14 protein-coding genes are annotated in these 19,521 nt (G+C 48.6%); 4 read left to right on the top strand and 10 right to left on the bottom strand.

Annotation, left to right across the window (positions count from 1 at the left end; all coding sequences use genetic code 11):
• Positions 1-9: 9 nt before the first annotated feature.
• The 4 genes from QMA35_RS01635 to QMA35_RS01620 all read right to left on the bottom strand — a co-directional run bounded on the left by QMA35_RS01635 (position 10) and on the right by QMA35_RS01620 (position 7,170).
• Positions 10-1,416 (bottom strand): hypothetical protein, encoded by a 1,407-nt coding sequence (locus QMA35_RS01635; RefSeq protein ID WP_281645383.1) that lies wholly within the window; start codon positions 1,414-1,416, stop codon positions 10-12.
• A gap of 1 nt (position 1,417) precedes the next feature.
• Positions 1,418-4,540, bottom strand: a complete 3,123-nt coding sequence (locus QMA35_RS01630; protein ID WP_281645382.1) for an efflux RND transporter permease subunit — start codon at positions 4,538-4,540, stop codon at positions 1,418-1,420.
• Positions 4,537-5,820: an HlyD family secretion protein gene (locus QMA35_RS01625; RefSeq protein ID WP_281645381.1), complete on the bottom strand. Its 1,284-nt coding sequence runs from the start codon at positions 5,818-5,820 to the stop codon at positions 4,537-4,539. The genes QMA35_RS01630 and QMA35_RS01625 overlap by 4 nt, the downstream gene beginning before the upstream one ends.
• A gap of 141 nt (positions 5,821-5,961) precedes the next feature.
• On the bottom strand, positions 5,962-7,170 hold the full coding sequence (locus QMA35_RS01620) for a hypothetical protein (RefSeq protein WP_281645380.1): 1,209 nt from the start codon (positions 7,168-7,170) through the stop codon (positions 5,962-5,964).
• A gap of 535 nt (positions 7,171-7,705) precedes the next feature.
• Here QMA35_RS01620 and QMA35_RS01615 point away from each other — a divergent pair.
• Together QMA35_RS01615 and QMA35_RS01610 are read left to right on the top strand one after the other, a co-directional pair.
• Positions 7,706-8,689 carry a metallophosphoesterase gene (locus QMA35_RS01615; RefSeq protein WP_281645379.1) on the top strand — a complete coding sequence of 328 codons (984 nt, stop codon included), beginning with the start codon at positions 7,706-7,708 and terminating at the stop codon, positions 8,687-8,689.
• Positions 8,690-8,810: 121 nt separating this feature from the next.
• The gene (locus tag QMA35_RS01610) at positions 8,811-9,113 is read left to right on the top strand and encodes a hypothetical protein (protein ID WP_281645453.1); all 303 of its coding nucleotides are present in this window, start codon (positions 8,811-8,813) and stop codon (positions 9,111-9,113) included.
• 195 nt (positions 9,114-9,308) lie between these two features.
• On the opposite strand, the gene serS is transcribed toward QMA35_RS01610, so the two are convergent.
• A complete protein-coding gene (serS, locus tag QMA35_RS01605; protein ID WP_281645378.1) occupies positions 9,309-10,601 on the bottom strand; it encodes a serine--tRNA ligase in 1,293 nt (430 codons plus the stop codon).
• 278 nt (positions 10,602-10,879) lie between these two features.
• Here serS and crcB point away from each other — a divergent pair, with 278 nt between their 5' ends.
• Positions 10,880-11,272 carry a fluoride efflux transporter CrcB gene (gene crcB / locus QMA35_RS01600; protein WP_281645377.1) on the top strand — a complete coding sequence of 131 codons (393 nt, stop codon included), beginning with the start codon at positions 10,880-10,882 and terminating at the stop codon, positions 11,270-11,272.
• A 180-nt stretch (positions 11,273-11,452) separates the two neighbouring features.
• On the opposite strand, the gene QMA35_RS01595 is transcribed toward crcB, so the two are convergent.
• Positions 11,453-14,083, bottom strand: a complete 2,631-nt coding sequence (locus QMA35_RS01595; RefSeq protein WP_281645376.1) for an ExeM/NucH family extracellular endonuclease — start codon at positions 14,081-14,083, stop codon at positions 11,453-11,455.
• Between the two features lie 320 nt (positions 14,084-14,403).
• On the opposite strand from QMA35_RS01595, the gene QMA35_RS01590 reads away from it, so the two are divergent.
• Positions 14,404-14,688 (top strand): hypothetical protein, encoded by a 285-nt coding sequence (locus QMA35_RS01590; protein WP_281645375.1) that lies wholly within the window; start codon positions 14,404-14,406, stop codon positions 14,686-14,688.
• On the opposite strand, the gene QMA35_RS01585 is transcribed toward QMA35_RS01590, so the two are convergent.
• From QMA35_RS01585 to QMA35_RS01570, 4 genes are all read right to left on the bottom strand, one after another.
• Positions 14,682-15,128, bottom strand: a complete 447-nt coding sequence (locus QMA35_RS01585; protein ID WP_281645374.1) for a CopD family protein — start codon at positions 15,126-15,128, stop codon at positions 14,682-14,684. The genes QMA35_RS01590 and QMA35_RS01585 overlap by 7 nt on opposite strands.
• A 102-nt stretch (positions 15,129-15,230) precedes the next feature.
• The gene (locus QMA35_RS01580) at positions 15,231-16,580 is read right to left on the bottom strand and encodes a replication-associated recombination protein A (protein WP_281645373.1); all 1,350 of its coding nucleotides are present in this window, start codon (positions 16,578-16,580) and stop codon (positions 15,231-15,233) included.
• Positions 16,577-17,305, bottom strand: coding sequence for an outer membrane lipoprotein chaperone LolA (lolA, locus tag QMA35_RS01575; protein WP_281645372.1), 729 nt, complete (start codon positions 17,303-17,305; stop codon positions 16,577-16,579). Before lolA ends, QMA35_RS01580 begins: the two co-directional genes overlap by 4 nt.
• Positions 17,306-17,339: 34 nt before the next feature.
• A partial coding sequence (locus QMA35_RS01570) for a DNA translocase FtsK (protein ID WP_281645371.1) occupies positions 17,340-19,521 on the bottom strand: 2,182 nt, incomplete at its 5' end.

Raw genomic sequence — 19,521 nt, 5'->3', positions numbered from 1 at the left:
GCTACAGTGTCACTTTTTACGGTAAACGCTGGTGAAGGTAAGAGTCTTTTCCCCACCTGCCGGTATATTGGCGAGCAGCAGATTATTTTTACGTTCAATCCCTTTCATCCGTGGCACAGACAGAAGAGCAGAAGAAGTATCCTCCAAAATCAGCTCAACTGGCTTCCGGCTCTGACTGGAAACCTTTACCTGCCAGTCAACTTCCCATTGCGCTCCTGCGTCTCTGGATGCCAGCTGCTGCCGTTCAAGGGTAATGGTATAGGATTGCCCGAGTGAGATCTCAACAGGCTGTCCACCGGCACTTTGGCCAACCTGGCTAAGATTCACCATGCGCAAAGGCTTATTACCTCCCTCTTCAAAGACTTGTACAGGCCCCGCTGGTAAATCCCCTTCTGCTGTGAAGCGAATAACTCTAACAGGGTGTTCCTGGATAACCCTGCTGCCCGGATGACTCTGCCCATAAAAGCTGTAACGGTAGCGGGATTCGTATGCCACCCCCAACTCCTCAACCAGTGGCAATTTCAGCTCACTACCTGCTGGCAGGTCGTAAACTTCTGGAACACCGATAAACAACAGATCACCACTTCTTTCCCGGGACGCCCCATCAAAGGCCATTTCCGCACTCACAGACTTGGCCATTAACCGTTGAGGGGCATAGCCAGCCATGCCACCCACATCACCAGAAGCCAACTGCAGCCGGGTTTGCAGATAATCGGTGGCTGAGCGATTACGGACAATTGACGACAGACTTAGATCCAACTTGCCGGAATCCGGATGAGTGACCATTCGATATTGATTGCTGTAACTCAGCCCCCGGTTCATATAACTGAGGCGGGCTCCGGAATGTGGCTGCTTAAGCTGAAAGCGGGTATCAAGAAAAGGATAGATTCGTGATCCAGAAAGTCCCTGTTGATCGACAGTTCGCAGAGAGTAGCCCGCCCCCCACTGGAAGATTTCCTGTTTTAAATCTCGTAGCAAAATCAAACCAGTATCACCGCTCCATGCCTGCAACCTGCCAATAACAGGGACATCATGTCCCGGCCTGAACAGCTCTACATTCATCCCCACCAGTCGGGAAATATAATCGCTTCGCCCCTGTACAGGCTGATACCAAGACTGCTGATAAGGATAAGTATGATCTTCTTCATCTGTGGCCGTCAGGGCGAGAGTGCTCAGTTCCCAGTTTTGGAAATCAGGCCGAAATTGAACCTGTGACTTGCCAGCGGGCAGAGCAACTTTATAATTCTGGTCAACCAACCCCTGCTCTGGATAAACAGTGAGCATGGAAACTTCCACCATATCCTGGCTCAAATCAACAATCGCAGGCATCTTGCCAGCCTGCAGCTGCGGTGCCATTAACAACGCACCAGTCAACGCCAACGCCCGTGTTTCACTCATTGTTTTTTTACGCAACACCCTAACCTCCAGCCGGAGCCAGCATATGCCGCCCACGGAGTTTTATATCTTCCAGTGCTACCAGCAGTGATGGAACCACCAGAAGGATCAAGCCGGTACCAAATAACAGTCCGAATACAATAGTTGTCGCCATAGGAATAAGAAACTGGGCCTGGGGCGATGTTTCAAAAAGAATGGGCAACAATCCACCCACAGTGGTCAACGAGGTCAGCAATACAGCTCGGAGTCGCTGGCAGGCCGCTTCGATGATCGCATCCGTCATTTCCAGACCTTTCTCCCTGAGCTCCCGGTAAAACGTGAGCAGTACAATAGAGTCATTGACTACTATTCCAGTCAGACCAAACAGACCAAACTGGGACATAACTGTAAGATCAAGTCCTGTGAACCAGTGCCCAAACAGTGCGCCGGTAATACCAAAAGGGATGGCAATCATAACGGCCAGCGGCCAACTCCAGGAAGAGAAAACCCAAGTCAGAATGATATAAATCAACGCCAGGGCGATCACCAGGCCTAGCTTCATCTCCTCCATCATTTCACTCTGTTCTGCACTCTGGCCTTCATAACCATATCGAAGCCCGTAGCGAGCCATCAGCTCAGGTAAGAGCTCAGCTTCCAGCTCTGCCAGAATCTGATTGGAGTTAATGACGGTTTCATCCACATCAGCACTGACCTGCACCGCCAACTGTCCATCAACACGTTTTAATGTATCCAGCCCTCTTCGACTGGAAAAATCCACCAAGTTATCAAGTCGTTCGGTACTGTCCGGCTCCATGACCAACGGGAAGTCATAAATAGTTTCAAGGTGTTCACGTTGTGCTCTGGGCAAACGCAGATGAACCTCAACCTCTTCATAACGCTGGTGATAAATCTGCAGGCGTTGACCGTCTATCGCTGTACGCAACCTTTGACCAACATCCTGCAGCGACAATCCCAGCGCTTTACCAGTGGCATTCAGTTCAAAAATCAGCTGTTCCCGTCCCCAGGGCAGATCATCCTCAATATTACTGGTGCCGGGATATTGGCCGAGGGCTTCCTGCAACTCCAGCGATGCGGTTTTAAGGTTGTCAATATCCGAGCCAATCAGTTTTAATTCTATGGATTTTCCGGGTGGGCCAGCTTTAGCCTGAGCAATAGTAAATCGTTCCAAACCAGGGGAGCGCTGCAACTCCTGCTTCCACAAACGAATCAGCTCAGCATTTTTGGTATCACGAGCTTGTGTAGACACCAAATCAACAATCAAAGTACCAAAACCATCGCCAGTGGTTTTGCCGGAAGAAAACAGGCTGAATCGAGCCTCACCTTTAAGCTGGAAGATATTAACCACCAGGGTTTCGCCGGTATTTTTCTCCGCAGCTCTCAGGCTGCGCTCCAGCTCCTCCATAAATGCGTCCACCTCAGAAGCAGGTGTGCCCGGCGTAAACTGAAAGGCAGCGCGCATAGTCTGCCCATCAATAGTTGGGAAAAAGGTAAAGCGCAGATGTCCAGTCATCAGTAAGGAGAGGCTGATCACAAATAAGCAGACCGCAACAAGCATGGTGGTACCGCGGTTTTGTACGGCAGCTCTCACTAAAGGTCGAAAGCTCTGTTCGCGAAATCTATCAAAAGCGGCATCAAGCTTCTGCCGCCGTTTGCTGGGCTGATAGGGTTTACTCCCCAGGCTGTGATAGAGGTGGCCGGGAAGAATCAGAAAACATTCCACCAGCGAAGCAATGATTACACAGATCACCACAGTGGGAATATCCACCAGCATATTGCCGACATTACCCTGCAAAATCAGTAGAGGCAGAAAGGCGGCGATTGTTGTCAGAGAGGCGGCGGTTACTGGAGCAATCATTCGCCGCGCGCCATCTATTGCTGCAGAACGGGGACTTTCGCCATCCTGTACGTGTGCAAGAATATTTTCCCCTACAACAATGGCATCATCGACAATTATTCCCAGAACCATTATCAAGCCAAACAGGCTGATAATATTGATGCTTCCCCCAATCAGCTCCAGAACAGCCAGAGACGCAAGAAAGGAAATAGGAATACCAACCGTTACCCAGAAGGCCACATTCACATTCAGGAATAGAAACAGAATGGCAATCACCAGAATTAAACCACCAGCGCCGTTTTTCAACAGCAACTGCAAGCGTTCATCAAGGTAAGACCAACTCTGGTCATAAACCACCACATCCATATCAGCGGGCAGCTCTTTACGAATATCTTTAACCCATGCCTGCATAATGGCCGCCGCTTCCAGAGTATCGTCAGCTCTGGTGCGATAGAGTGTCAGTTCAACAGCAGGTTTACCTTTCACGGTAAGAACTGGTTGCCCTTCTGCACCTTCTAGCGCCACAGAAGCAACATCCCCTAACCGCACCACCTGACCATCGGTCTGGGTCAAAAGAGGAAGGTTGGCAAATTCGCTGGGCAGACGAGCCTGTCCAAGGCTTCGCAATGGTCGTTCAACCGTGCCAATACCAGCCGTTCCAGCAGGAAAGTCGACGCTTCGCTTTTGAATAGCTGCAGCAATCTGGGGGAGTGTCAGCCCTAACCTGTGCAGCTCCACACTATCCAGCTCGATGGCCATTTCCAGTTCAGGCAGGCCGGTAAACGTCGCCTTGCGTACGCCACGATTGAGGATATCCTGCTCCAGCCGCCTTGCCAGCGGACGCAGCTCATTAAGAGAGTTACCACCAGCAATAACTACCCGCGCAATGGATTCAAAACGTTCAAAGCGGTCAACCAGAGGTTTCTCTGCATCACTGGGAAGTGTGGTCATGGCCGCCAGAGTTTGACGAACCTTGTCGGTAATCTTAGCTACATCGGCATTGCGGTTAATCTCCAGACGAATACGGCTGCTGCCGGGGGAGGATGAGGAAAAATAACGATCGATGCCGGCAATACCTTTCAGTTCACGTTCAACCGGAATAGTAATCGCACGTTGAATATCATCAGCAGTTGCACCACTCCAGACGGTAGATACAGTGATAACATCAATTTCAAATTCCGGAAAAAACTGGGTATTCAGCTTCTGAATTCCCCACAATCCAGCAAGGATCATTAAAAACATTACCAGATTAGCGGCTACCCGATGACTGGTAAAAAGTCCGATTAATGAATGTTCTGCTGAAGCTTTCATTCCGACGCCGGCTCCGCAATATCTACGGCCAGGCCGCTGACGGCATTGGCAATTCGAGTCAGCAGAATATGATCTCCAGCTTGCAGTTTCTCAGAAGCCACAAGCACTTTCTCCTGATCAGCCTCAGAAAATGAACCCATTCTTTTTACTTCAATGGCTTCAAGAACATTGTCCGGGGTAACCCTGTAAATATAACTGTCGTCATAAAGAGACCGGGGCTCTATAGAAACAACATTGTCAGAGGCTGGAATACGTAACACCAAAGCAACCGGTCGACCGAGAGCAATATTAAGCTCAGAATCAGGGTGAGTTTTAAAAAATGCATCCACCCCGCCCCGTCCATCATCCACGTCGGCATCGAGGCGCGTTAATTCAACAGCCACTTGGTGCTCAGCATCAACAATATACCCGTTCACTGTGGTTTTATTGATGAGCAGCTTTTTCACATTATCCAGATAACGGTCAGGAATCTGGGCACGCACTTCCAGCGAGTCAGAGGGGTACAGCTCAATCAGCGTATCACCGGCTCTCACTCTCTCCCCTTGTGCGGCGCCAACAGAGGTCACTCTGCCGGAAAAAGGCGCTGTAATTTTACTGCGCTGAAGTTCGAGCTGTGCCTGCTGATAAGTTGCTTCCGCGCGTAATAGTTGAGCTTTTGCCTGACTCAATCGGTTAGCATGATCTTCAGCATTTTGTTGGCGTTCAATCACAACGAGTTTCTGGCGGGCAAGGTTTCCCTGTGCAGTTTCCAGCAGACTTTCTGATAATAATCCCTGCTCCATCAAAGCGACCTGGCGTTGATATTCCCGTTCAGCGATATTCTGGAGAGCCAGTTCCTGTTCAAGAGACTGGCGATCAGCCAGTGCTCGGAGTTGTTCTGAAGCAACTCTGGCCTTGGCATCGACAACATCCGCTTCCCGTTGTTGAACAATCCACTGTTGATCCCGTAAATCTATAGACACCAGCTGGCTATCTTTTTCAACATGCTGCCCTTCCAGTACAAAGGCTTCCCTAACATAGGCTGTGACCGGAGAAGTCAGCGTTACCAGACGCGGGGTTTCTATTCGTCCATACAGGCGGGTTTCTATAAATTCTTTGTTGAACTCGACAGACTCAACATCGACTTTCCAGCGACTGACAGGCGCTTGGTCTTTACGGGTTTGCTCGCTGGTTAAATTCAAAACAGTAATAATGAATATCGTTGCTACTATAGCAGCCAATGGCCAGCGTAACGGGTGTGAACGTAATCGCAATAACACAGAAGAATAAAATGCCGACACCTGCATACCTGTAATTTTTATTGTGACAGGAGGTTATTTAAAGAGTATGCCAAAAAGGCTTGGAACGGGTTTATTAAATTGTATCAATTTCCAACAAAGCAACTCAAACAATCACACCTGAGTTGCTTTGTTGGTTTTCGATCAGGGGGAAAGGGCTTCCAGCTTTTTCAGTTCTTCCTGCACCTGCCTTAATTGTTCACGAATCTCTGGATCGTCAATATTTTCAAGGTTCCGTTCAAACTCCGTTTGTTGCTCTTCAGTCGTCATCTGATCCCGCAACAACATTGCCTGCTCAAAATCCCCCATAAACGAATCCCATACAGACCAGTACCAGTAGAATCCAAAAACGATGACAGCTAGACCAGTCAAGCCCCAGCGTTTTTGTGAGCGTTTAAAATGCTCCACGCTTTTCCAGCGCTTATGCTGCCAGGCCAGCTCGCGTCCGCGAAACAATAGATAAAATGGAACGGCAATATTGATAATGGGAATAAAAACCAAAAACGAACGATAAGTACCGTTAAACAAACCCCAGATAAAAGTCCAGAAAAATGCCCCCCAACTCAGCCCCTTCACCTCTTCAGGAACAACGCTGTTAGCGCCTTGACCGGAGTTGTTTATGTCAATGGCAACTTGAAGTGTAGGTGTAGGTGTAGGTGTAGGTGTAGGTGTAGGTGTAGCATGGTTCTTTTCTACAGCTGCTGAAACGGCTATTGGAGTTAACCCTATATTTGAAGCAGGTTCTTGAGTCTCTTCAGGCTGATCTGAGGATTCCTTTTCTATTGGAGCCAGAGAAAAGTCTGGGGCTGAAATCTTGTTATCAACGTCCTGAGAGCCTGGAGTTTCCGACTTGTCACTCGAAACCTCTATAGGAGCGAGGGATAAACTGGTAAAACTTGCACTAATGGTTGGAGCATCAGTATTTAAAGCTTCTGACTCTGCTTCAGGAGAAGACCCTTCGTCTTCTTCGATCAAACCTGTCGTGTATGAGAACTCCTCCTCTTTTTCCTGAGCCCCCCAGACCGATGTTTCCTCTTCTGCAGCTTTATCGATAGTCTCTATAGCATCGTCATCAATTGCAAAAGCTGGCTCCGGTACAGGGTCATGAATCAGGACTGGAGGTTCAACACTGACCAGCACTCCAAGCTTTTCAAGCTTGGTCTGATACATTTCAACAACATCCGCCGGAATATTTTTCTTGATAACAACAGGTTTACCAGAAAACAGCAATGCCTGTTTACGTTGATCTGTGATTTTTAAAAGGCGTGAAAGACTAGCTTCGACCTGTTCACGATCGAAACCAATAAGAACGTCGCCACGAAAGACAAGCCGGTGAAGCTGCTCTTCGGACATAATGATTCCCTATTATGATTATATTTCCGGTCATCCGGTGGCTTGCCTTACATCCTGTGCAAACCGGTACCGCTATGATAATAAGGAATGAAAACAGGTGTCCAGCCGGACACTCGCTTTAAACGACAGGCGGTTGAATTCAGGGAGCACACGCGATCAAACATGCAGCCCAGTAAAATATTTAATACCTAGGGGGCGTTCTGTTCGATCAACCGCCCCCCCAACCTCAACGGGTCATAGATCGAATGCTTTTGCTGGGGATCAAGATAACAAAGGTAATTTCGGTAAGAAAAGCACGATTAAGGCTGTATAACCTCCTTATACTTATTATCGAACATTAATTTCCAAGAGCCGCCATACCTCTAACAAAAGACAAAGTTATTATACAATAATTTACACATTAGTAAGCCGCCATTTTAGGTCGCATAAAAAACAAACAGACAGTATTATTTCCCGCTGTCATATCTGTGCAATAACTACGTCACAGAACATGCTCACAAAAAAACAAATAGAAAACGACAGGGAACACCTGCACATGAAAATACTTCCTGCTTTGCTGATAGCCGGACTCGTGAGTTCTGCTCTCCAAGCTCAATCCTTAACTTTCGTTGCTGTAGGCGACACCGGAACCGGTGAGGAAAAACAATACAAAGTTGCAGCCGCCATGGCTGAGGTTTGTGAAACGCGTAGCTGTGCGTTCGCCCTGGGATTAGGCGACAATATTTATGAGAATGGCGCCGAATCAGCAGACGACAGTGAGTTTATTGATAAATTCGAGATGCCCTATCAAGAACTAGATTTCCCATTTTATATGGCTCTCGGTAATCACGATAATTCTCATTTCAATACTGGTGATGGCCTGGATAACTTTAAAGGAGATTTTCAGGTCGACTATCACTACCGTGAAGACCGGTTAAGCGACAAATGGAAAATGCCAGCACGCTATTACCATTTCAGCATGCCGGAAAGCAGCGATAAGCCACTGGCAGACTTCCTGGCTCTGGACTCTAACCCCATTGCTGGCGGCCTTGACTGGAATCATCAGTTCTGGCGCAGCCCTTATACCAAAACACATCGCCGCTGGATTCGTGACACGTTAACGGCTTCCGAGGGCACATGGAAAATTGCCTTCTCCCACCATCCCTATATATCCAATGGCCGCCACGGCAATGCTGGAAAATATGATGGACTGCCTGGTCAGGGCAAAACCTGGAAGACATTAATCGAAGATAAACTGTGCGAAAAAGTCGACCTGATGATTTCAGGGCACGACCATGATCTGCAATGGCTGGCACCGACTGAAGATTGCGAGAAAACATCTTTCATCGTCTCAGGAGCTGGCGCGAAAACCCGCGGCCTGACAAATCCTAACCGCAATGAAGCCTGGTATCAGGCTGGTGACGTACTGGGATTCTTTCTAATCACACTAAACGATACACAGTTAACGGGTGAAGCATGGGAAGTTGACCAAGACACTGGTAAGCCAACCATGGTTTACAGCAGAACAATTACCAAGTAATTCTGTGAAATGGATAACAAAAAGGGGAGCCAATGCTCTAATGCCACTCGCTTAAGAGCTTGCAGCCATAGGCAGGGATGAGAACAATCGGACTTGAAGTATTTTCAAGTCCGATTTTTTTGTGTCCGGGTTCACCAAAGAGCTGCAAATAGCAGCTGAGTTTCCCCACCCGGAATCCTTTGATGCCTTTTATCGAAACATCCCGGAAGAGTGGGTCAAAGGGTCAAAGAAGCTGTCGCCCAAACTGGTCAGAGCAGTGTGCGCTATACGGTTGAGGAAGAGTTTACCGAATGGTCAGATCAAAGGGTTCCTGACATCGCTGGCTGACCCTGCACGTTACCCTTTTACCGACTTGGTAAAAGTCTATTGGGACAGGTGGGAAATTGAACAGGGATATGGTGAGTTAAAACGCTGGCAAATCTAAGGTCACAGGGAAAACGATTGATACTGCCAGAGAGACGCAAGAGGGCATACCCGAGGGTAGTCATGAAGAAAACGATTAAATACCCCTTGAAGAAAAGAGCCACTCGCCCTTAAGCGAGTGGCATTACACGTTAAAGTGGGGTTTTCCAGAAGTCAGTCCTCATAGAAATGAGGACTTTTCGTTCTTACTCTTTCGTTATTCAATAACTTCCAGGCCACCCATGTAAGGCTTCAACACCTCAGGGATATGAATATGGCCCTGTTCGTCCTGATAGTTTTCCATCACGGCAACCATCGCACGGCCAACTGCCAGACCTGAACCGTTCAGGGTATGAACCAGTTCAGGTTTGCCGGTTTCAGGGTTGCGAAAACGAGCCTGCATACGACGAGCCTGAAAATCCAGACAGTTAGAAATAGAAGAAATCTCACGATACTTCTGCTGACCTGGCAGCCACACTTCCAGATCGAAAGTTTTGGTCGCACCAAAACCAAGATCACCGCCACACAGCTGAACCACACGATAAGGCAGGTCCAACTTCTGCAGGATTGCTTCAGCGTTGGCAGTCATCTCTTCCAGAGCTTCAAAAGACTTTTCTGGGTGAACAATGCGAACCATTTCAACCTTGTCGAATTGGTGCTGACGAATCATGCCACGGGTGTCACGGCCTGAACTGCCAGCTTCGCTACGAAAACAGGGAGTATGACCGGTCAGTTTGATCGGCAGCTGATCAGCTTCGAGAATAGACTCACGCACCAGATTGGTAAGAGTCACCTCCGAAGTAGGAATCAGATAGTGAGGTTTTTCCTGTTCTTCGGCGGTTGTTTTGAACAGGTCTTCCTCAAACTTGGGCAGCTGGCCAGTACCGTGTAGTACATGAGCATGTACCAGGTAAGGCGTAGAACATTCCTCATAGCCATGCTCGCCAGTCTGAACATCCAGCATAAACTGGGCCAGTGCACGATGCAGGCGGGCAATCTTGTTGCGCATTACAACAAAACGGGAGCCGGACAGTTTAGCACCCGCATCAAAATCCAGACCACAGTTTTCGCCTAGAGCTACATGGTCCTGTGGTTCAAAGCCAAACTCCTTTGGCGTACCCCAACGACGAACTTCAACGTTATCTTCGTCGCTATCCCCTTCTGGAACAGAAGCGTCTGGAAGGTTAGGCAATACCTGCAAGATAGCATCCAGTTCGGAAAGAATGCCCTGTTCGCGGCTTTCTGCCTCTGTCAGTCTGACATCAATATCAGAGAGTAGCTCTGCGACCTGGGCTTTGGCTTCATCAACTGACATGCCCTGCCCGATCAGCTGGCCGACTTTTTTGGAAGTCTGCTTTTTTTCTGCACGCAGATTCTGAGCCGCAGACTGTACTGTTTTGCGCTCCGACTCCAGAGACCTGATCTGTTCAACATTGAGATCAAACTTCTTCTTTCGAAGCAGTTCGGCTACATGCTCAGGATTATCACGAACGAATCTAGGGTCCAGCATTGGAATCCATTAACCTTAAAAAGTGAAAATCAAAAACCGTTTCTATAGAAGCGGCTGTCAGCCTGACTCAGGCTGAAGGTGATGCTCTCAAAAAGCAGAAACATCCCCAATGAGCTCATAATAAAAGAAACAGAAGTATTGGCAATATCTGGGAAGGCATCTTTCCGCTTATTTATTGACCTGCGCCCATAAGTTGAACCTGTCAGGGCGCAGGAGTATCGTTCTATCCAATACTTAGATTCACAACAGGCCAGTAAAAGGCCTGACAGGAATTATTCATGTTTTCATCTGTTCTCGCCATCAGCCTTGGTGCCGCTCTTGGTGCTAATGCCCGATGGCTGCTAGGCATGGCCCTGAATCCTGTTTTTGCCGGACTCCCGTTTGGAACCCTGACTGCCAACTGGGTGGGCAGTTATCTTATTGGTGTTGCATTATCAGGCTTCAATGTCCTTTCCATCGTATCACCGGAACTCAGACTGTTTGTAGTGACAGGCTTTCTGGGAGCACTGACAACCTTCTCCTCTTTTTCAGCGGACATAGTCGCCCTGATTCAGGAAGGCCGATTTGGCTGGGCCAGCGCTGGCATACTGCTTCACGTGGCTGGCTCTTTAATTATGACTATTCTCGGCATGCTGACGGTTCATTTGCTCCGCCAGATGGGTGCACATTAACAACCTGGCGTTGTTGAGCAGTTGTCTTAAGTTACGAGGTATTAGACAGTGAAAGGATATCAAGTCAGCTTTTATACTCGGGAAAGTGAACGCCCCTAGCTTAACCCGGGCAATCACACCAGATAGTGCTGCTTACAATGGTTGTAAGCAGCACAGTTAAGAGGAATTAACTCATGAAAATCAACCGCGAATCAGCGCACGACGGGCACTGCGCACTGCAGGTTGCATCTCAGACTTTATAGCATGTACCTGCTCCTGCAGAGCACGGCGATCATACTCCAGCCCCATGATCTTAATCAGCACTTTCTGGTGTGAAGCTCTTGGGTTATCCAGAACAGCCTCTATCAGGGCCGCACTATCAAGGCCAAGTTCTTTCGACAGCTCTACAGCAATAGCTGCCCGTGTTACATCTGAGCGTTTCACATTCAGTTTAGCCCTTACCAACTCACGTTTAGACAAGCTAAACAACTCATCCTTGGTAAACTCACGCAACAGATTAACCGCCCAGGCAGTGGTTACACTATTTATGGAAAGACTGGCTTCTTCCCCCAGAGTCTCAGCTGCTGCCAGAGTCAGCAGCCCGCTCTTGCCACTGAACAGAGCAGAGTAGCCTTCCTGATTTGCGGTATATTCAGGTTTGGCTTGGCCTTGACGGGCAAAGCTGTCGCTCTTCAGACCTGTGGTTTCCAAGGTCACACGCGCGTCAGGTAACGCGCCAATAACCACTGGTTGAATAACGGACTGGCTGTAATCCAGAGACAGGATGACAGGATCGTGGTCGGAAGAGCTGAAGCTGTTGTCTGCTTTCTGAAGATCACCGGAATACTTGCGGCTGTATTCAAACAGAGTGTTTTCCAGAGAGTTGATATGCCAGTCGGTCACATCAGCAACCTTGGGGGTAATAGAGCCAGAACCGAGAATATGGTCAAGGCTACCCAGTTCGCCATCGTAGCTGTAAGAGAAGGCCTCAGTACCATGAGCCATTTCTGCCAAGTTGATGTAACCGTAACCTTCAGTCAGTTCACGCCCCTGCTCACCGTCGTAAGCCCGATCACCGATAAAGGTGTAAGGTGCAGTCACCAGTGCGCGGTCGCTGCTGACAGAACTGTAATCAGTCAGCAGGCGAACGGGATCTTCTTTGCCGTAAGCATTCAGATCACCCATGACCAGTACATCACCCGCCGTGTGCTCGCGCATATAATTACCCAGCACTTCTGCAGCACTCAGGCGGAATTCATTACAGCTGCCCTGCAGGTCATCTTCATAACCGACAACGCGTTTAGCTTTCTTGGTGTCAATCCTGCCACTGCTGGTCAGAGGGATTGGCTGCAAGTATTCATTGTAATCATTAAAACACTGGGAGCCCTTCGACTTGAAGTGGTTGATAACAACAGAGAGTGAGCGGACTGAACCGTCGTCCAGAGGAACCTCAAACTCCTGCAGCAGGGAATTACGCTGACCTTTGAACAGAGTCTTAGTAACAGTCTCATCCTTCTGAGTGCCCTGGTACTCAGCCTGCTGGGTTGGCATTTCGATGATTTCAGAAGTGCTTGCCAGTTGTACGCGGGCTGGACGGAACAACATGCCAACAGCAATGGCATCGGTACCGATGTGCTGACCATCAGGTGATTGTACAAACTGATAATGATCCGCTGGGTTTGGCAGCGCATCGTTAATACCGTTCACCAGATTCTGAATGGCGGAGTTGGCACCAAAACCATTGTTTTCGATTTCCAGAAGACCAACGATATCGGCATCAATCTTAACAATGGCGTTGATGATCTTTGTGCGCTGCCTGGTGAAGTCTTCAACGTTATCTCCGGCACCACGGTTCTGACCCAATGGGTTGCTGTCTCCACCAACACCAGAGTTGAAGTAGTTCAGTACGTTAAAGCTGGCGACTTTCAGGTCACTGTCATAAGGAACGTCAGGATATTCTTTGCGATCAGAGAAGTTGTGAACAAAATCCGCTGCTTCCAGATCTTCACCGGTTTCAGGAATCAGACGAAACTCACCGTAACTATAACCGATCACACCTTCCAGGCTTTCAATCTTGTCACCAATACGGACGTAACCGTTATAGGCGTTAAAGTCTTCGAAGTAAGGAACTACACCGTTTTCAGGCTTCTGATCAGTATCGACAAACAGCTGGCCTTTGCTGTTTTCAGCGGCGAGGGCTTTAGCTTCTGGGCTGAGGGCTGGGAATTTTTGAGTAGGCTTGAAGAGAGGCTTTTCGAGGGACAGTACCATGTTGTTGCGGTAGCTACTGTAATCGAAACCAAAGTTACGGGTTACTACCAGACCGGAATCCGAGGTCGTGACCAGCATACCTTCATACGGTTCCAGCTGTTCTTCCAGTGGCAGATCCGGATCAAGTTCGAGAACAGCAGGTTCTGGTGGTGCTACATTTTCCTCAATGATTTCAATGTTGCTGCTGGTCAGAGACAACTGGGTCTGACCATAGTACTCACGCACCTGACCTTGCAGGCAGACGTGATCGCCCTCTTCAACACCTGCAGGCATATCTTTGGAGTAAACAAAAATACCATCAGACGTTGCCGGATCATTATCACCGTTTATGTCCTGAACAAAGAAGCCCTTATATAGGGAGGTTGCTTTCTTGGTAACCACACCTTCGATGACCACCTGTCCACCAGACAAACTACCGTCAGGAACCAGCGGGCTATGGTCGCCATCCCCCTGTACATCATAAACTGGTGTTGGGGAGGTGTCGCATACCCAGGCTGAAGCCAAAGAAGAGGTCAACGTTGCGACAACCGCAGCGGCCAGAGGAGTCAGTTTTGTATTCATGGTCTTAAATCTTTATGAGTTATTGCGCTTTGTTTTTGCTGTTCAGAGAGTCAGCCAAATGCGAGTGTGCGAGTTATACCTGAGGGTTCACCCAGGCTTATGCTCAAAAAGCTACAAACAAAGGTGTTTTAATTGGTTGTTTTTGTGCGTTTTATAAGCAGCGCATTAATCTCATGATGCAAAGTTGCTGTCCAGTACAGAAGCAAACCTTATTAAGAATCATTGATCCAGATTGGGGAGCAGTAGACAAAAAAAGTGAAATAGATAACAAATCATCAAGGTATATTTACAATGACAAAAACATTCGGGAGGAAGGGCTCATGATGATATCGAGGCAAACTTTTATTTGCCTTCATGGTCTGTTGACCTGCCTGCTGCTGTCAGGGTGTATGACCGAAGCCGCAAAACATGCAGTCAACAGCCAACTGCCAAAATTTAAAATTCCCGAGATTCCAGAGGAGCTAGCCCAAAGCGAACCCCCTCCCACGATACAGCCTCGCCCCGGACAGCTGGCAGCACTGATCCAGCAACAGGTTGAAAGTGGCGGACAATGCCTGATTCTGGAAGTTGCCCAGGAGCATTCAAACTGGCTCGAGAATCAGTAAAACCATCCAGTTTTGAAGGACACACCAGCCACAACAAATAACACGGAAAGAGCCGTGACAGGAATGATATGGAAAGCCAGCGATGCCATATTATCTTGAGACAATTTGGGAATAATTCTTAACCTTGCATCAATAGCTAAAGCAAAGGTACAACCCAACAGGGCGAGCTTCATAATAATTATCCGCGCTACCGGATTGGAAAAATCAAACCATTGAGAGAAATCTGGCAACAAACGAAAAGCCAGATGGAGACCAGTAAGAATCTGAATGATCAGTGCCGGAATCCCTATCTTTTCATAGGCATTCTCGAATCGAGATAGAAACTCAATATCTCTATTTTTCAGGGCTTGAGGCAGTATCGTGGTTGCCAGCACCAGATGACCACCCGTCCAGACAGTTGCTGCCAGAACGTGAAGAAATAGCATAATTCCGTACATCATCCACCTCATCAAATATTTTCTTGGTAACTATACAGCGACACTTGAAGAGATGTGAGTAGATGACAGGAATATCCACATAGTTTTGGTGAAAACGAAGAGGACTTAGCCTCTTCGTTTTTGATTGGAATGCTGGTCCAGCGACTCAAGCCACTTCAGTTTTTCGCTGATTTTACGTTCCAGCCCACGATCGGATGGATCGTAATACTTCCGAACTACCATACCTTCCGGGAAATAGCACTCCCCCGCCGCATAAGCATGCTCTTCATCATGGGCGTAGCGATAACCTTCCTTATAACCCAAATCTTTCATCAATTTTGTGGGTGCATTACGGAGGTAGATAGGGACTTCAGAGGAAGGATTACTACGAACATCTTCAAAGGCTGCCGCCATAGCCCGGTAAACAGCATTACTTTTTGGCGCGCTGGCACAATAGATTGTTGCATGAGCTATAGCTAAATAACCTTCGGGAGCACCCAACCGTTCAAACGCTTGCCAGGCATTGAGAGCCATTTCTAACGCTCTCGGATCGGCATTGCCAATATCTTCACTGGCAATAGCGACTAAACGACGAACGATGTAGAGCGGATCAGCGCCACCATCAATAATTCTCGCCATCCAGTACAAAGCCCCATCAGGACTGGAGCCGCGGACGGATTTATGGAAAGCAGAGATTTGGTCGTACCAGGCTTCACCGTGATTATCAAACCGGCGCAGATTATCGACCAGCACACCTTCAAGAATTTCACGGGTGATAATACCGTCAACGGCCAAATCACTGGCAACTTCCAACAGGTTCAAAACTCGGCGGGCATCACCATCGGCAGCCTGAACAATAATATCCCGTATCTCATCGGACACCTGAACATCCTGATTGCCTAGACCTCTCTCTGTATCAGCCAGCCCATGATCCAGAACATTACGCAGTACTTCGTTTCCCAAAGATTTGAGCACATACACTCTGGCGCGGGAAAGCAGTGCATTATTCAGCTCAAAACTCGGGTTCTCAGTGGTGGCCCCCACAAAAATCACTGTACCGTCTTCGATATGAGGAAGAAAGGCATCCTGCTGGGCTTTGTTGAACCTGTGCACCTCGTCAATAAACAGGATTGTACGACGGCCGGATTGAATACGATCCATCTTCGCACGGTCTACAGCAGCGCGGATATCTTTCACCCCAGCCAATACCGCAGACAAACTTTCGAAACGCGCATCACAAACATTGGCAACCAAACGAGCAAGGGTTGTTTTACCCACGCCGGGCGGCCCCCACAGAATCATGGAATGGGGAAGCCCCTGTTCTAACGCAACCCGAAGTGGCTTACCTTTTCCGAGAATATGTTCCTGCCCCAGATAATCATCAAGGGAGCGGGGGCGCATACGGGCAGCCAAAGGTTCATAAGCCTGACCTCTGGCATCCGCCACAGGCTCTGAGAACAGTGATTCAGTGGTCATTTCTTTACAGCTGAAGGATTAAGGGCAACGGACGTTTGATCAATAACATCAGTGCCGGGTGGCACGTAAAGTTCAAAATCCTTGTCCTTTGCTTTTATATTCTGTTTTACATCAGAAAATTGAATACGGGTGCGGGAACCAAGGGTATCCAGCAAACTCATCTCTTCCAGAGTTTTGCCTTTAAAATACAGTTGCAACTCCTGAAACGGGCTATCGGTGTTTTTCGGTATTAAAGTAAACAAATGGCTACTGTCAGCCTTTGACATTTTTACCAGAAACTCACCCAGCATCCTGGTGCTATCGCCACTCAGCAGAAGCGCAGGTGTGGCACTCGTCCGCTGATCAAGATCCTGCAGGGTGACTTGATCAAGATCTTTGTCGTAGTAGCTGATCCGACTGCCATCTGACACCACTTCCTGAGGAAAAGGCTCTACTACACTCCAACGAAACAGGTCTGGACGCTTCAACAGCATGGTGCCATGGCTTTGCTGGAGTTTGCGACCACCATCATCCAATGTTTGCTGGTCAAACTTGGCACTCAAAGTCTTTACACCAGACAGCAGTGATGACAATTCATTAGCCGCTTCCCGTTCTGCCAGGGAAATCACTTTTACATCTGCCGTCTTATCAGATTTAGCCGCCGGTGCGGCCATAACATTCCAACTCAGTGAGCAGCAGACTATGACAGCGGTCAACGGCTTTGCTAGCCTGATACCTGATAACATTTTCCTATCCATAACAATAATTTTTGCCTCCCTATTATCGCGGAGCCGGTGGAGCAATCACTTCCCGATTACCATTTGAACCAGCCGGACTGATAACACCGGCACGCTCCATGGCTTCAATAATATTGGCAGAACGGTTGTAGCCGATTTTCAGTTTTCTCTGCACCGAAGAGATAGAAGCTTTTCGGGATTCAGTAACAAAGGCCACGGCTTCATCGTACAGAGGGTCTTGCTCGGAATCAGCATCGCCAAACTCACCACCGCTCTCTTCGGAAACGCCGTTAAGAACTTCATCAATGTAGTTGGGCTCGCCCCGGCGTTTCCAATCTGCAACCACCCGGTGAACCTCTTCATCACTGACAAAAGCACCATGAACACGCACTGGCAAACTGGTTCCCGGTGGCAAATACAGCATATCACCATGCCCCAACAGCTGCTCTGCCCCGCCCTGATCCAGAATGGTTCTGGAGTCAATTTTGGAGGAGACCTGAAAGCTAATCCGAGTGGGTACGTTTGCCTTAATCAAGCCGGTAATTACATCCACAGATGGGCGCTGAGTGGCGAGAATCAAGTGTATACCAGCGGCACGAGCCTTCTGGGCAATACGGGCAATAAGCTCTTCCACCTTCTTGCCAACAATCATCATCATGTCAGCGAATTCATCAATCACCACCACGATAAACGGCAGTGTTTCCAACTCCGGTGCAAGATCTTCGGCAGAAACTGGTTGATAGAGAGGGTCACGCAAAGGTTCACCAGCTTTGGCCGCTTCTTTTATCTTGCGATTAAACCCAGCAACATTTCTAACCCCCATGGCGGCCATCAGCTTATAGCGTCGTTCCATTTCTGCCACACACCAGCGCAAGCCATTGGCGGCCTCTTTCATATCGGTCACAACCGGAGCCAGCAGATGAGGAATGCCATCGTAAACCGACAGCTCCAGCATCTTGGGGTCAACCATAATCAGTCGTACATCTTCAGGAGAAGCCTTATACAACATACTGAGGATCATGGCGTTCACACCCACAGACTTACCGGAGCCTGTAGTACCTGCCACCAGCAGGTGAGGCATTTTGGCAAGATTGGCCACGATGGGCTGACCGGCAATATCGTGACCAAGAGCCAAAGTCAGTGCGGAATCGGCACCATCAAAAACCTGGGAAGCGATCAGCTCACTGAAATAAACAATTTCCCGATCTTCGTTGGGAATCTCGACACCGACAACAGATTTACCAGGAATCACCTCAACCACACGGACACTGATCACGGCCAGAGAGCGGGCCAGGTCTTTAGCAAGATTGGTAATTTTACTAACCTTCACCCCTGCAGCAGGCTGAATTTCAAATCGGGTAATGACTGGCCCTGGATGAACGGCCACGACCTCAGCATCAACACCAAAATCTTTGAGTTTTAACTCCAGAAGACGGGACATCCCTTCAAGAGATTCTGCGGAATAACCCTTATTCTGGTTTTTATCTGGAGCATCCAGCAAACCAAGCGCGGGTTTTTCTCCTGCAGGCGCATCAGAAAATAAAGTCTGCTGCTTTTCCTTTACAACCTTCGGGCTGATTTCTGGAGCTTTGGGTGGTGGCGCAATCCTTGGAGGTTCACGGCGCTGCTGGCGGGCTTTTTCTTCAACCAGCACTTTCTCACGCTCTTTCCTGGCTTTTACAACATCACGCTTTTCTCTGAATGCCTGCAATCGCAATAATAAAGAGAGCCACCCCAGCTTGATAGCCGACAAGCTTTTCAGAGCGTAATAGCCAATGCTATCCATCAGGGCAAACCAGGATAAATCCGTAAGAAGAGTGATACCAAACAGAAGAAGCGCAAATAAAACCAGAGTTGTGCCGTGGAAACTTAACAGAGGCAGAATCAGCTCAATGGCCTGCTGACCAATAATTCCGCCATGACTGGAGGGCATATTGCTCGCATCACCCAGATGCAGCGTCAACAAGGCTCCGCCACAGACCAGACAAAGAACCATGCCGATAAAACGCAGGGTCAACATGGCGCCATTCAAGGGTTCCGGGTCATATCTATCCCGGAACACAGTCCAACCTCGGAAGAAAAACAGGAAAGGGAACAGGAAACCAAAATAGCCAAACAGGTTCAGAAACACATCTGCCAGCCAGGCTCCGGCACGCCCCCCCATATTCTGCACATCACCAACAGGGCCAATGCGGGTCCAACCGGGGTCATCTGGCGAATAGCTG

The organism is Parendozoicomonas sp. Alg238-R29 (genome assembly GCF_947331445.1).
In the GTDB taxonomy this organism is placed as follows: domain Bacteria; phylum Pseudomonadota; class Gammaproteobacteria; order Pseudomonadales; family Endozoicomonadaceae; genus Sansalvadorimonas.
Note: the sequence above shows the minus strand (reverse complement) of the source record. Positions and strands in the feature narration are given on the sequence as shown.

Bases quoted from the DNA above. Each gene is read 5' to 3' on its own strand.
- QMA35_RS01630 (WP_281645382.1), bottom strand. From the start codon at position 4,540: ATGAAAGCTTCAGCAGAACATTCATTAATCGGACTTTTTACCAGTCAT.
- QMA35_RS01620 (WP_281645380.1), bottom strand. From the start codon at position 7,170: ATGTCCGAAGAGCAGCTTCACCGGCTTGTCTTTCGTGGCGACGTTCTT.
- QMA35_RS01615 (WP_281645379.1), top strand. From the start codon at position 7,706: ATGAAAATACTTCCTGCTTTGCTGATAGCCGGACTCGTGAGTTCTGCT.
- serS (WP_281645378.1), bottom strand. From the start codon at position 10,601: ATGCTGGACCCTAGATTCGTTCGTGATAATCCTGAGCATGTAGCCGAA.
- crcB (WP_281645377.1), top strand. From the start codon at position 10,880: ATGTTTTCATCTGTTCTCGCCATCAGCCTTGGTGCCGCTCTTGGTGCT.
- QMA35_RS01595 (WP_281645376.1), bottom strand. From the start codon at position 14,083: ATGAATACAAAACTGACTCCTCTGGCCGCTGCGGTTGTCGCAACGTTG.
- QMA35_RS01590 (WP_281645375.1), top strand. From the start codon at position 14,404: ATGATGATATCGAGGCAAACTTTTATTTGCCTTCATGGTCTGTTGACC.
- QMA35_RS01585 (WP_281645374.1), bottom strand. From the start codon at position 15,128: ATGATGTACGGAATTATGCTATTTCTTCACGTTCTGGCAGCAACTGTC.
- QMA35_RS01580 (WP_281645373.1), bottom strand. From the start codon at position 16,580: ATGACCACTGAATCACTGTTCTCAGAGCCTGTGGCGGATGCCAGAGGT.
- lolA (WP_281645372.1), bottom strand. From the start codon at position 17,305: ATGTTATCAGGTATCAGGCTAGCAAAGCCGTTGACCGCTGTCATAGTC.